The sequence below is a fragment of the Patulibacter minatonensis DSM 18081 genome, from assembly GCF_000519325.1.
GTDB lineage: Bacteria > Actinomycetota > Thermoleophilia > Solirubrobacterales > Solirubrobacteraceae > Patulibacter > Patulibacter minatonensis.
This window is the reverse complement of record NZ_KI912613.1, coordinates 278864-291524: the sequence shown is the minus strand read 5'-3', so window position 1 is coordinate 291524 and position 12661 is coordinate 278864. Positions and strand designations below refer to the sequence as shown.

At 72.8% G+C, this 12661-nt stretch carries 12 protein-coding genes; 5 read left to right on the top strand and 7 right to left on the bottom strand.

Features of this window, described 5'->3' with window-relative positions; genetic code table 11:
- Window positions 1-31: 31 nt before the first annotated feature.
- Together PATMI_RS37110 and proS are read left to right on the top strand one after the other, a co-directional pair.
- The gene (locus PATMI_RS37110; RefSeq protein WP_026909578.1) at window positions 32-463 is read left to right on the top strand and encodes an SRPBCC family protein; all 432 of its coding nucleotides are present in this window, start codon (window positions 32-34) and stop codon (window positions 461-463) included.
- 72 nt (window positions 464-535) lie between these two features.
- Window positions 536-1945: a proline--tRNA ligase gene (proS, locus tag PATMI_RS0101485; protein ID WP_026909577.1), complete on the top strand. Its 1410-nt coding sequence runs from the start codon at window positions 536-538 to the stop codon at window positions 1943-1945.
- Window positions 1946-2011: 66 nt separating this feature from the next.
- Here proS and PATMI_RS0101480 read toward each other — a convergent pair whose 3' ends face one another.
- Window positions 2012-2386, bottom strand: coding sequence for an MmcQ/YjbR family DNA-binding protein (locus PATMI_RS0101480; RefSeq protein ID WP_026909576.1), 375 nt, complete (start codon window positions 2384-2386; stop codon window positions 2012-2014).
- A gap of 165 nt (window positions 2387-2551) precedes the next feature.
- On the opposite strand from PATMI_RS0101480, the gene PATMI_RS0101475 reads away from it, so the two are divergent.
- The gene (locus PATMI_RS0101475) at window positions 2552-3319 is read left to right on the top strand and encodes a hypothetical protein (protein WP_157260564.1); all 768 of its coding nucleotides are present in this window, start codon (window positions 2552-2554) and stop codon (window positions 3317-3319) included.
- 77 nt (window positions 3320-3396) lie between these two features.
- Here PATMI_RS0101475 and PATMI_RS26485 read toward each other — a convergent pair whose 3' ends face one another.
- The 3 genes from PATMI_RS26485 to PATMI_RS26480 all read right to left on the bottom strand — a co-directional run bounded on the left by PATMI_RS26485 (window position 3397) and on the right by PATMI_RS26480 (window position 5440).
- Entirely contained in the window at window positions 3397-3600 is a 204-nt protein-coding gene (locus PATMI_RS26485) for a hypothetical protein (protein WP_036725066.1), read from the bottom strand.
- 108 nt (window positions 3601-3708) lie between these two features.
- Window positions 3709-4572: a GGDEF domain-containing protein gene (locus PATMI_RS0101465; protein WP_026909574.1), complete on the bottom strand. Its 864-nt coding sequence runs from the start codon at window positions 4570-4572 to the stop codon at window positions 3709-3711.
- Window positions 4573-4669: 97 nt separating this feature from the next.
- On the bottom strand, window positions 4670-5440 hold the full coding sequence (locus PATMI_RS26480) for a sigma-70 family RNA polymerase sigma factor (RefSeq protein WP_051470921.1): 771 nt from the start codon (window positions 5438-5440) through the stop codon (window positions 4670-4672).
- Window positions 5441-5809: 369 nt separating this feature from the next.
- Here PATMI_RS26480 and PATMI_RS0101455 point away from each other — a divergent pair, with 369 nt between their 5' ends.
- Window positions 5810-6214: a DUF2237 family protein gene (locus tag PATMI_RS0101455; protein ID WP_026909573.1), complete on the top strand. Its 405-nt coding sequence runs from the start codon at window positions 5810-5812 to the stop codon at window positions 6212-6214.
- Window positions 6215-6377: 163 nt separating this feature from the next.
- On the opposite strand, the gene PATMI_RS26475 is transcribed toward PATMI_RS0101455, so the two are convergent.
- Together PATMI_RS26475 and PATMI_RS36345 are read right to left on the bottom strand one after the other, a co-directional pair.
- A complete protein-coding gene (locus PATMI_RS26475; protein WP_036725064.1) occupies window positions 6378-6737 on the bottom strand; it encodes a PGPGW domain-containing protein in 360 nt (119 codons plus the stop codon).
- A gap of 41 nt (window positions 6738-6778) precedes the next feature.
- Window positions 6779-6955, bottom strand: a complete 177-nt coding sequence (locus tag PATMI_RS36345; protein WP_157260563.1) for a hypothetical protein — start codon at window positions 6953-6955, stop codon at window positions 6779-6781.
- Between the two features lie 245 nt (window positions 6956-7200).
- Between PATMI_RS36345 and PATMI_RS0101440 the strand changes: the two genes are divergently transcribed.
- On the top strand, window positions 7201-7746 hold the full coding sequence (locus PATMI_RS0101440; RefSeq protein WP_026909572.1) for a hypothetical protein: 546 nt from the start codon (window positions 7201-7203) through the stop codon (window positions 7744-7746).
- 716 nt (window positions 7747-8462) lie between these two features.
- On the opposite strand, the gene PATMI_RS0101425 is transcribed toward PATMI_RS0101440, so the two are convergent.
- The gene (locus PATMI_RS0101425; protein ID WP_051470920.1) at window positions 8463-11351 is read right to left on the bottom strand and encodes a vitamin B12-dependent ribonucleotide reductase; all 2889 of its coding nucleotides are present in this window, start codon (window positions 11349-11351) and stop codon (window positions 8463-8465) included.
- Between the last annotated feature and the right edge of the window lie 1310 nt (window positions 11352-12661).

The window sequence follows — 12661 nt, the reverse complement described above, 5'->3', positions numbered from 1 at the left end:
CCGTCGTCCGCCGGCCCCGCGTACCCCCGGCATGGCCCGGTACGTCGGAACCGTCACCTCCAACCGCCCCGCGCGGGAGGTCTTCGAGGATCTCGCCGACTTCCGGTCGGTCGCGGAATGGGATCCCGGTGTCGCGTCGTGCGAGCACACCGGCGGCACGATCGGCGAGGCCGGCTGCCGGTTCCGCGTGATCCAGGACACGACGGGCCCGGACGTCCGGATCGACTACGTGATCGAGCGGATCTCCCACCCGCACCGCGTGACGCTCCGCGGGACCAACGCGTGGCTCGTGTCCATCGACGTGATCACCGTGGAGCCCCGGCCGGGCGGCTGCGAGGTGACCTACGACGCGACGATCCTCCTGAAGGGCCCGCTGCGCCTCCTGGACCCGCTGATGACGCTCGGCCTGAAGCGGATCGGGGCGAAGGCGAAGGTGGGCCTGACCGCGCACGTCAACCGGTAGACGGCCGGCGGAGGCCGACGCCCGGCGGCACCGCGGCGGGCGGACCGCGACGTCGTCCGTATCATCGCCCGCGTGCCGAAGCCGCCCGTCCTCACCCCGCAGGCCACCGACTTCCCGAAGTGGTACCAGGACGTCGTCAGCAAGGCCGAGCTCGCCGACAACGGCCCCGTCCGCGGCACGATGGTCATCCGCCCGTGGGCCTACGGCATCTGGGAGCAGCTCCAGGGCCAGGTCGACCGGCGGATCAAGGGCGCCGGCGCGCAGAACGCGTACTTCCCGCTGCTGATCCCGGCGTCGTACCTCCAGAAGGAGGCCGAGCACGTCGAGGGCTTCGCCCCCGAGCTCGCGGTCGTCACGCAGGGCGGTGGCAAGGAGCTCGAGGAGCCCGCCGTCATCCGCCCCACGAGCGAGACGATCATCAACTCGTACTTCGCGAAGTGGATCAACAGCTACAAGGACCTGCCGCTCCGGATCAACAACTGGTCCAACGTCGTGCGGTGGGAGCTGCGTCCGCGCCTGTTCCTGCGGACCACCGAGTTCCTCTGGCAGGAGGGCCACACCGCCCACGCCACCGCCGACGAGGCGCAGGGGTACGCCGTCGGGATCCTCGAGGACGTCTACCGCCAGGTGATCGTCGACGTCATGGGCATCCCGGTCATCCCGGGCCTGAAGACCGACAAGGAGCGCTTCGCGGGCGCCATCCGCTCCTGGACCGTCGAGGGCATGATGGGCGACGGCAAGGCGCTGCAGATGGGCACGAGCCACGAGCTCGCCCAGAACTTCGCCAAGGCGTTCGACATCCGCTTCCAGGACCAGAACGGCGAGATGCAGCACCCGTGGCAGACGTCCTGGGGCGTCTCCACCCGCCTGCTGGGCGCGGCGATCATGGTCCACGGCGACGACCACGGCATCCGCCTGTCGCCGCGCCTGGCGCCGACCCAGGTCGTCGTCATGCAGCTCGCCGAGGACGAGCCGGTCGCCGAGGCCGCCCGCGCCACCGTGCAGGAGCTGCTGGCCCGCGGCGTCCGCGTGGAGCTCGACGACCGCGTCGACCGCGGCTTCGGCCGTCGCGCCACGGACTGGGAGCTCAAGGGCGCACCGGTCCGCATCGAGATCGGCAAGCGCGACATCGAGGGCGGCGTCGCCACGATCGCCGACCGCGTCGACCGCAGCAAGGGCCCGGTCCCGCTGACCGAGCTCGTCGCCCGCACGATCGAGGTCCTCGACGGCCAGCACCAGCGCCTGTACGACGAGGCCCTGACCCGCCGCACCGAGCGGACCGTCGACGTCGCCACCGTCGACGAGGCCCTCGAGGCCGCGGGCTCCGGCTTCGCGCGCATCCCGTGGGCGATCCTCGGCGTCGAGGGCGAGGAGGCCCTGGCCAAGCAGGGCGTCACCGTCCGCTGCCTCGTCGCCGCCGACGGCGGGTTGCCGGAGCCGGGGGCCGACGACCTGGTCGCCGTGGTCGCGCGGGCCTACTGACGCGGACCGACGGCGGACGCCGGTCCCGGCCGCGCGTCGCCCTCGATCACGAGGTCCGGCGTCGTCTCAGGCGTCGGCGCCCTCGACCAGCCGCGCCAGCCGCTTGATCGCCACCGTGACGTAGGCGTCGGCGATCAGCTCCTGCAGCTCGTCGCGGGTGATGCCGCGGTCGAGGTGGACGCCGATCCAGCCGCGATGGCCGACGTACGGCGGCCGGAAGTAGCGGTCCGGGTCGCCGTCGACGAGGGCCTCCTGCGCGCCCTCGGGTGCCGCGAGCCACACGGCGATCCGGCCGTCGCCGTGGTGGTCGACGAGGTGCGCGGCGAACATCTTCCCCTTGGCCCCGGCGAAGAACCCCGGGTTGCCGTGGCTGACGCGCTCCTCGGCCTCCGGCAGCGCCAGGCAGAGCGTCCGGACCTCGTTCAGGTCGATCGTAGCCATGCGCGCAGCGTAGACGGACCGGGCGGCGACGGAACCTGGAGGACCGGGCGGCGACGGAACCTGGACGGACCGCGTGGCGCCGGACAGCGACCGACCGGGCGGCGCCGGAAAGTTCAGGGTGGGGTCCTCGACGCCACCGGCACGGGGTGCTGCGAGCGTGCGTCCATGCCCCGACGCCCACGTCCATCCCGTCCGCTCCTCTGCTTGGCCGGCACCGCCGCGCTCGTCCTGGCGGTCGCTGCCCCGTCCTCGGCGGTCACGCCGGTGAACCCGTGCGACCGGTCCGGCCGGACGGTGGCGCAGCAGCGCGTGAAGGGCCAGGTCGTGTCGCGCCTCTCGACGAAGGCGGGCCTCCTGCGCGGGTGCAGCACGCTGAACGGCTCCTTGACCCGCACCATCGGGCCCGTGAAGCCGTCGCTGGTGCGCTTCGACGGGCGGTACGCCGCGTTCGTGGTCCACACCATGAAGGCGGGCGCGCCGATCGACCGCGTGTGGGCCGTCGAGCTCGGCACCAAGCGCGCGTTCCTCAAGGATCGCGCCGCCGTCCCGCGGGCCTCCGCCGCCGGCGCGCGACGCAACGGCGTGGTGCGGGCGCTCGTGGTGCAGCGGCAGGGCGGCGCGCTCTGGGCCACCGACGACGGCACGGTCGTGCAGGCGGCCGTCGGCATCGACGACAGCGCCCGCAGCCTGAACGCCGACGGGTCGGACGGCACGCAGCGGTTCGCCGACCACCGGGCCGCGATCGTCGACGCGCTGGGCCCGCTCGACGCGCTCGCCGGCCGCGCGTTGGAGGCCACGATGCGGATCAGGCCGACCTTCGAGGACGTGGGGGAGTGCGGCCGCGTGACGACGCTGACCGCGTCGTACACCGTCGCGTCGGTGCTGCACCGCGCCGCCGTCGCCTACTCCGGCGAGGGCGACTGCGGGTTCTGAGCGGAGCGCCGCGGCGGCGACGGCGTGGCGCGCCGACGAGCGCGCCCACGCCGACGGGCGGCGGGCCCGACGTGCGCCTAGTGCAGCTGCCAGTCGGGGTCGTGCTCGTTCAGCGCGTCGTCGAAGTCCTCGCGGCTCCCCTCGACCGCCGCTTGGAACAGCGTGCGGTCGATGCGGCCCTGGTACACGGGCACGCCGAGCTGGATGCAGGTCGCGATGATGTCGACCCGCTTGACGCCGACGGCGTCGGCGAGCTCTTCGGGGGTGAGGTGGACGGCCACGGTGGGACTCCTTGGAACGGCTTCCGGAGGTGTTGTCCCCTCCGGGTTCTAACGGAGCGCCCGGACCGAAGCAACCGGGAACCGGTGGGTCCCGGGCCCGCGGGGTGCTCAGCCGGCGGTGCGGCCCTCGTCGCGGGCGGCCGCCACGAGCCGATCGAGTCCGTCAGGAGTCGCCGCGTCCTCGACCGCCGTGTGCACCGCGACCTCCGTCCGCAAGCCGGCGATCGCGCTCATCCCCGTGTCCATGGTGATGGCGACGATCTCACGCGACGCCTCGAGCGCCGGGGCCTGCATCCCGGCGATCGCGACGACGAGCTGGTGCTGCCCGTAGCGTGCCGTGATGGCGGGGGAGGGGAAGAGCTCGCTGAGCAGGGCCGCGGCACGCGAGACGACGTCGTCGGCGAGCGTCCGCCCGGGATCCCGCGGATCCTCGAGCGTGACGACGATCAGGCCGACCTCGCGTTCCTCGCGGAGCATCTCCGCGACGCTCTCCTGGAGGCTCGGGCGATTGGCGAGCCCGGTCAGCTCGTCCCGGGTGGCCAGACGCTCGAGCCGGCGCTCGGCCATCCGCCGGTGGGTGATGTCGGTGTGCGTGATGACGGCACCCACGCCCGGGACGTCGATCTTCGTCACCCGGAGGCTGAACCAGCGCAGCTCGTCGGGCGCGTGGCAGTCGTACTCCACGCCGAACCGCGCGCGGCGGCCCTCGAGGACCTCGCGGACTCCCTGGCTGATGGGATCACCCTCCGTCCCTGCCCCGGCGACGGTGCTGGCGGCGATGTAGTCCATCCCGATCCAGTCGCTCCCCTCCCAGCCGTTGTCGTGGGCGAAGCGCTGCCACGCCACGTTGACGTGCAGGACCCGACCGCGCTCGTCGACGACGACGACGTGGTCGTCGACCGCGTCGAGCGCCCCGACGACCGCGGCGAGCAGCGTCGGGAGGGTGGTCGCTGGGGTGTGGTCGTCCTTCATCCGATCTCCCTCCGGGGCGGTCCGGGCGTGCCCGCTGCGAGCGCAGGTCGCAGGTGCCCGTCTGATCCTGTACCCCCGGTTCGTCGGCGCACGCACCTCATGCCGCGAGCGGGGGAGGGTCCGACGGACGGTCGTCCGGGTCCAGGTGGTCGCGCATCGACTCGATCGCGCGGTTGAGGATCCTCGAGACCTGCATCTGCGAGACCCCGATCCCCTGCCCGATCTCGCGCTGGAGCCGTTCGTCGAAGTACCGCAGCTCGACGACCTCGCGGTCCCGGGGCCCCAGGGCGGAGAGGGCGTCCTCGATCTCGTCACGCAGGACCACCTCGTCGTAGCCGCGGTCGCGCGACCCCATCGTGTCCAGCGGCGACGAACCGGACTCCCCGGGGGTCGAGAAGTCCAGCGACTTCGCCCGGTAGGCGTCGTGGGCGACTTCGGCGTCCATCACCTCCGCGACCGTCACGTCGAACTGCCGGGCGAGGTCCTCGTGCGTGGCCGCCGGATCGTCGGTCTTCGCGCGTGCGACCTTGGCCTGCAGCTCCTGCATCGCCCGGGGCACCTTGACCGCCCACGTGTGATCGCGGAAGTGCCGCTTGATCTCGCCGGCGATCGTCGGACGGGCGTAGGCCCCGAAGCTGCCGCCGCCGGAGGCGTCGAACCGCTCGAGCGCCTTCATCAGCGCGAGCATGCCGACCTGGTGGAGGTCGTCGAGCGACTCGCCGCGGCCCGTGTACTGCCGGACGACCGACCGGACCAGGGGCGTGAACCGCTGCACGAGCTTGTCGAGCCGTCGGGGATCGCCGGTGGCGCGGTAGAGCCGTATGAGGGCGATGTCGAGCAGGTCGCGCTGCTCGTAGGACTCGGACACGGATCCTCCGCCCGGACTCGCGCCCGGCCGTGATCGGTTTTCGCCTCGCTCGCCGCGGAGGGCGGCTCCGGGACGCTGTCGGCACTGTCGTGGTGTCGTCCGCCGCGGGGCGAGCCCCGTGCGCCTCCTTCGCGGACGTCCTGCCCGGGTGCCGAGCAGGTGTCGCAACCGGTGCGCCACGCCTTCTGACCTCGGTCGATCCTACCCGGTACGTCCTGGCCCGGCCACGGGTGCCCCTGCGGATCGGCACAGATCGGCACGGACGCGCGACGCGCCACCGGCGGGGTGCACGGGCGGCAGGCCCCATGACCCGGCCGGCCGGGGCGGACGGCGGGCGGCGCGACACGGCGTCCGTGCGATGCTCGTCGGGTGGATGCGGAGCAGAACGTCCTCGGCGGTCCCCTCGAGGAGTGCGGCACCGATCCGCTGACCGGGTTCTTCCGCGACGGCTGCTGCCGCACGGGCCCGCAGGACCAGGGCCGGCACACGATCTGCGCCGTCGTCACCGCGGAGTTCCTGGAGCACCAGCGAACGATCGGCAACGACCTGACGACCCCGATGCCCCGGTTCCTGTTCCCGGGCCTCCAACCGGGGGACCGCTGGTGCGTGACGGCGCGCAACTGGTTCCGCGCCCACGAGGACGGTGCCGCGGCCCTGGTCGTGCTGGCCGCGACCCACGAGCGGGTCCTCGACGACGTGCCGATCGAGGCCCTCCGCGCCCACGCGGTGGACGTCCCGCCCGACGCGGGCGGGCTGTCGGGCGACCGCGGCTGACGCAGGTCCGGCCGCGCCCGGGTGGTGGGCCAGGTCGTCGCAGTCCGCGCCCCGGCGAGTCCGCGTCCCGGCGGCCGGACCACGACCGCGTCCGGGCGACCGGTCACCCCGTCGGCGTTCGTGCGTCCCCGGTGGTCGAAGCACGACCGCGTCCGGGCGCGGGTCAGAGCAGGACGGCGACGGCGACCGCCACCACCGCGGCGACCGCCGCGAGGACCGCGATGCCGCCGAGCACCTGCGACCGCCGGTCGGCCGCGACGATCCGCTCCTTGACCTCGAGCCCGCCGTCGACGCCGCGGTCGAGCAGCCGCTGCGCCCACGCGAACTCGAACGACAGCATCGCGAGGCCCAGCGGGATGACGACGACGGCGGGACCCGGGAAGACGATCATCGCGATGCCCGCGAGCACCACGATCACGCCCGCGAGCACCCAGGCCGCGCGGTAGATGCGGCCCTTCTCCTTGTAGGACTCCCGGCGGGCCTCGAGCTTCTGCAGGATGCGGGGCTGCGTGCGCTCGGCCATCAGGGGACTTCTACCCGCTGCGGCTGCCTGCAGCGGGCGTATCAGCGATGCGGCTGTCGGCCGGTCGTGCTGGGGGCCGAGAAGGTGATGGTCGTGTGCAGCCGCGCGATCGCGGCGGACACCGAGTCGATCTCGTCCCGTGACGGCGGACGGCCCTCGATCCACCGGCCCGTGAGGTCGACGATGCGGTCGGTGATCTCCCGGGACAGCTCACGCACCGGGAGGGGTGTGGGCGCTCCAGGGACGTCCATATCGTCACCCTACTCGGTCCCCCGTTCGGCGGCAACAGCGTTACCCACACCGGGTCGGCGAACTCCCCCATCGGGTGGGAAGGCCTCCCCCGGGAGTCGTGAATCGGGCCGGATCCGCGTCCGCGGACGGGGCGCCCCCGATGCAACGGGTGACGGTCCTTCCCCCAAGAGCGGACGCCGAGGCGTCCGGCCGTCACGACGAGGAGAGACGCATGACCGCACGTCCGATGAAGCGCACCCGCCGCCGCATGGCCGCCGTGGCCGTCGCATCCGTGGCCGCCGTCGCTGCCACCGCCGCCACCGCTGCCGCCGCCGACACGTCGGGTGCCCAGAGCTCGTCCGGCGACTTCCAGGCCGGTGGCATCCACGTCACCTACGACGCCCAGCGCGCCGCGGGTCAGAAGTCCACGCAGGCCACGGGCACGTTCACCGCCGAGGGCGCTCCGGTGGCGGTGATGGGCCTCCCGCCCGAGGTCGGCAAGATCCGCCTCGCCGGCCCGATCTCGTGCCTCGAGACCCACGGGAACGACACGAGCTTCTACTACAAGTTCGACAACACCTCGACGTCCGGCGTGCTGGACAAGGTGGGCGCCGGGATGATCGTCTCGCTCCACAAGGGCGCGGACGGCAAGACGCAGATGGGCTTCGTCCCGATGCTCGACGGCATGGTCCCGACCATCGGCTGCGACACGTCGGCCCTCCCGCAGGGTGGCGCGCTGCTCTCGGCGACCAGCGGCACGTTCCAGAACGGCGACTGAGGTCCGGCGGGCGCGACGCCCGCCTCCTCGCCGGTCACAACGGGCACCGCGACGCGGTGCCCGTCGTCGTGTCCGCCGGTCGGTCTGCCCGGGCCGCTCAGCGCCCGCGCTCGAGGGTCTCGGTGATGTGGATGGTCAGCCGCAGCGCGAGCCGGACGAGCTGCTGGGCGGCGAGCAGCTCCCCGAGGGTGCCGGACTCCCGCACCCCGACGAGCGTGGGCCGGGTCAGCCCCTCGAGCCGGTCCGCCTGCTCGTGGAACCTGGAGACGACGTCGTCGTCGAGCCCGCCGCCGAGGCGCCCCGACGCTCGAGGTCTCGCAGGTCCGCGAGGACGAGCTCGACCGTCGCCCGGATCCGCACGGCGTCCGGGGGTGCGTCGCCGAACGCATGCTCGGTGGGCGACGCGCCGTCGGCGGCGATCGTCGCGAGCGGGCCGGTGGTCGGCGCGGTGGGCCTGGCCCTCGAGCTCGACGGCTGGCTCGGCCCCTTCGCACCGGAGGCCCTCCTCGAGGAGCGACGGCCGGCGACGGGAGTCCCGCGACGGGTACCGACGACGACGGGCGCCGACGATGACGGGCACGGCCGACGACGGGCGCCGATGACGACGGGCGCCTCGCGGCGCCCGTCACGGTCCTGTTCGGGTGCGTCGGCGGCCGTCGGGGCCAACCGGATCCCGGTGGCGCCGCGTGTGCGACGTCACCGGAAGGGGCTGCCGCTCAGCCGCAGCCCGTGTTGTTGCCGCAGCTGGAGCACGTGTAGCACGCGCCCGTGCGCTGCATCATGCCGCCGCAGTCGCCGCAGACCGGGCCCAGCTCGATGTCCGGGCCCGAGGCCTGGACGCGGGCGGGGACGACCGGCGGGGTGTCCGTCGAGGCGTTCAGCGCCGGTGCCGCGCCGGCGGGCGGGGTGGCCGTGCCGGCCGAGCCGACGACCGCGCCGCCGGAGTTCGGGCGGGCGGTGTCGCCGCCGCCGGAGACGACGTCCTGCGCGTTCTGGCGGTGGCGCACGGCGTCGGTCCGGATGCCGAGCTCCTCCTGGATGTCGGCGTCCAGGAAGCGGCTGGCGAGCCAGCGCATGAAGTAGTCCGGCATCGACTTCGCGAACGGGATCTCGGGATTCGTCGTGATCCCCTCCGGCTCGAAGCGCATGTACGCGAACTTGCGCACCAGCGTCTCGAGCGGCACGCCGTACTGCAGCGCGATCGACACCGAGGTGGCGAAGGAGTTCATCATGCCGCGGACGGCGGAGCCCTCCTTGCCGATGTCGGTCAGGAAGATCTCGCCGACCGAGCCGTCCTCGTACTTGCCGGCCGTGATGTAGCCCTCGTGGCCGCCGATCGAGAACTTGTGCGTGATCGACTGGCGCTCGCGCGGCATGCGACGACGCTGCGGGCCGAGCTCGGCGCGCAGGCGGGTCTCGGCCTCGGCCACGGCCTTGCCGACGGCCTTCGCGACGATCTGGTCGACCTCCTCCTGGGCGACGACCTCGTCGTCCTGGGCGTCGGTGCGCAGGGCCTGCGCCGTCTTGCTGCCGTCGCGGTAGATGGCCAGGGCCTTGACGCCCAGGCGCCAGGCCTCGGTGTACGCCTCGGCGATGTCCTCGACCGACGCGGTCTTCGGCATGTTGACCGTCTTCGAGATCGCGCCCGAGAGGAACGGCTGCGTGGCGCCCATCATCTTGATGTGGCCCATGTGCGTGATCGCGCGCTCGCCGACCGCCACGTCGAACACCGAGAGGTGCTCGTCCTTGAGGCCCGGGGCGCCGACGATCGAGCCGTGCTCGTTCGTGAAGGCGATGATCTGGTCGACCTGCTCGGGCGTGTAGCCGAGCTCCTTCAGCGCCAGCGGCACCGTCCGGTTGACGATGACCATGGAGCCGCCGCCGACGAGCTCCTTGTACTTGACGAGCGAGAAGTCCGGCTCGATGCCGGTCGTGTCGCAGTCCATCAGGAACGAGATGGTCCCGGTCGGTGCCAGGACGGTCGCCTGGGCGTTGCGGTACCCGTGCTGCTCACCGAGCTCGACGGCCTCCTCCCAGGACCGCTGCGCGGCCTTCAGGAGCGGCACGTCGCCGGCGTCGACGTCGTCGATCTCGTACGACGCGTCGCGGTGCATGCGCATGATCGCGTTGTGGGGCTCGCGGTTCTCCTCGTACGCCTCGAACGGGCCGATGGCGGCCGAGATCTCGGCGGAGCGGCGGTACGCGCGGCCCGTCATCAGGGCGGTGATCGCGGCGGCGGTGGCGCGGCCGTGGTCGGAGTCGTACGGCATGCCCTTGGACATCAGGAGCGCGCCGAGGTTGGCGTAGCCGAGTCCGAGCTGGCGGAAGCGGCGGGCGTTCTCGCCGATCTTCTCCGTCGGGTAGCTCGACGGGCCGACGATGATCTCCTGCGCGAGCAGGAGGACGTCGACCGTGTGCTCGAACGTCGGGACGTCGAACGTGCCGTCGGGGCGACGGAACTTCATCAGGTTGATCGACGCGAGGTTGCAGGCCGAGTCGTCGACGTGCATGTACTCCGAGCACGGGTTCGACGCGTTGATGCGCCCCGAGTTCGGCGACGTGTGCCAGCGGTTGATCGTCGTGTCGTACTGGATGCCCGGATCGGCGCAGCGCCAGGCGGCCTTCGCGATCTCGTCCATCAGCTGCCGGGCGCGGAAGCTCGGCGTCTCGACGTCCTGCGCCGCCTTGTTGCGCGGCGTCGTCCGCCACTCGGCGTCGTCGACGACGGCCTGCATGAAGTCGTCGGAGACGCGGACCGAGTTGTTCGCGTTCTGGTACTGGATCGAGGTGAAGCCGTCACCGTCGATCGACATGTCGAAGCCGGCCTTGGCCAGGGCCTCGGCCTTGTCCTCCTCCTTCGCCTTGCACTGGACGAACTCGAGGATGTCCGGGTGGTCGACGTCGAGGACGACCATCTTCGCCGCGCGGCGGGTCTTGCCGCCGGACTTGATCGTGCCGGCCCAGGAGTCCGCGCCGCGCATGAACGAGACGGGGCCCGAGGCGGTGCCGCCCTTGGACAGCGGCTCCATCGAGCCGCGGATGTTCGACAGGTTGATGCCGGAACCGGAGCCGCCGCGGAAGATCCGGCCCTCCTTGGTGTTCCAGTCGAGGATCGAGTCCATCGAGTCGTCGACGGAGAGGATGAAGCACGCCGAGCACTGCGGCGACTCCTCGAACCCGACGTTGAACCAGACGGGGCTGTTGAACGCCGCGAGCTGGTTGAGCAGGATGTAGGTCAGCTCGGCCTCGAAGGCGTCGCCGTCCTCCTGCGTCGCGAAGTACGCGAGGGAGCGGCCCCAGTCGGCGATCGTGCCGGCCACGCGGCTGACGATCTGGCGGACCGAGGACTCGCGCGCCGGCGTGTCGACCTGGCCGCGGAAGTACTTCTGCGTGACGATGTTGGTCGCGTTCTGCGACCACGACGTCGGGAACTCGACGTTCCGCTGGACGAACGCCGGCTTCTCCGGGTTGCCGATGACGGCGTCGCGGAGCTCCCACTCGACCTGGTCGAAGGGGTGGACACCGGCGGTGGTGAACCGACGACTGACCGTCAGCGCCTGGTCTGCGCGTCGGTCGCTGATGATGGACGGGTTCGCCGGTTCCATGCCTGCCTACGTTCCTCTGGGATTGCCGAACTGGTGCTGTTCCCGGAACGCGAAGACCGCTGCAGAGCACGGCCGGACCATCCGGGCGAAGGGGTTCCCCCGGCCTTGCGAACTGGTCCGCAAGGGCGACGGACGGACACCATGACGTACTGCTCCGACGGAACGACGCCCCGTGGCCGCGTCTACGCCGCAGGCCGCCCGAGATCGCCTGCAAGGACCTGCGAAAAGACAATTCGGAATGCCATCCGTCCATGGTCCGCGCTCGATGAGACGGCCACGGACGGACCGTACATCGGACCTCGCGGGACGGTCCACGGGGGTGGACGGACCGGCCGCGCCCCGTCTCCGCGGGCCTTTCGGCCGCGCGAGGGGCGGACGGACGGTGGGGCGAGGGGCGGCGGGCGCGGGCCGCACCGGCTCGCACCGGACAGGTGCGTGACGGGCGGCCGGCTCCCGAAGGGACCCCAGAGGGACAGGCGCCCGGTCATCGAGGGCGCAGGGCGCGGGGCGCGGGGCGTGGGAGGAGGCAGGCGGGAGATGGGGCGCGGGGCGCGGGAGGACGGAGATGGGGCGCGGGGCGCGGGAGGAGGGAGATGGGGCGCGGGAGGTCGGCGGTCGTTCGTCTCGTCGGGGGCGACGAACCGCACCCGGCCTTCGCTTGGCGGGAGGTCGATGGTCCCCCGTCTCGCCGGGCGCGACGACCCGCACCCGACCGCCGGACGGCGCGGAGCCGATGGTCGTTCGTCACGCGGGACGCGACGCGCCCGTGGCAGCGCCGCCCGCCCGTCGTCGGTTCGTGTACCGCGGCGGTACACGATCCGACGAGCAGGCCGTCGGCCGGCCGCGCGACGGTCGCACCTCGTCGAGTTCGGTACCTCGGCGGTACACGATCCGACGCGCACGTCGCGGCGCCCCCGCCGGCCTGCCCCACGTCGAGTTCGGTACCTCAGCGGTACGCAGGCCGACGAGCAGGCCGTCGGCCGGCCGCGCGGCGGTCGCCGGCCCGCTCCTCGTCGAGTTCGGTACCTCGGCGGTACACGATCCGACGAGCAGGCCGTCGGTCGGCCGCGCGACGGTCGCCGGCCGCACCTCGTCGAGTTCGGTACCTCAGCGGTACACGACCCGACGAGCAGGCCGTCGGCCCGCCCCTTCCGCTCCGGCCCGCCGCCCGCCCAACGCCGCCCGACCGGACGGAGCGCGGCGCGCCCACGAACCACCCGTAGAGCCCCGCGCGCCCGTCGCGCCCCGCGCACTCGTCGCCCGCCACGCCCTGGAGCGCCCCGCTCTCGCCCGCCCGCCGCGCCCCCGCG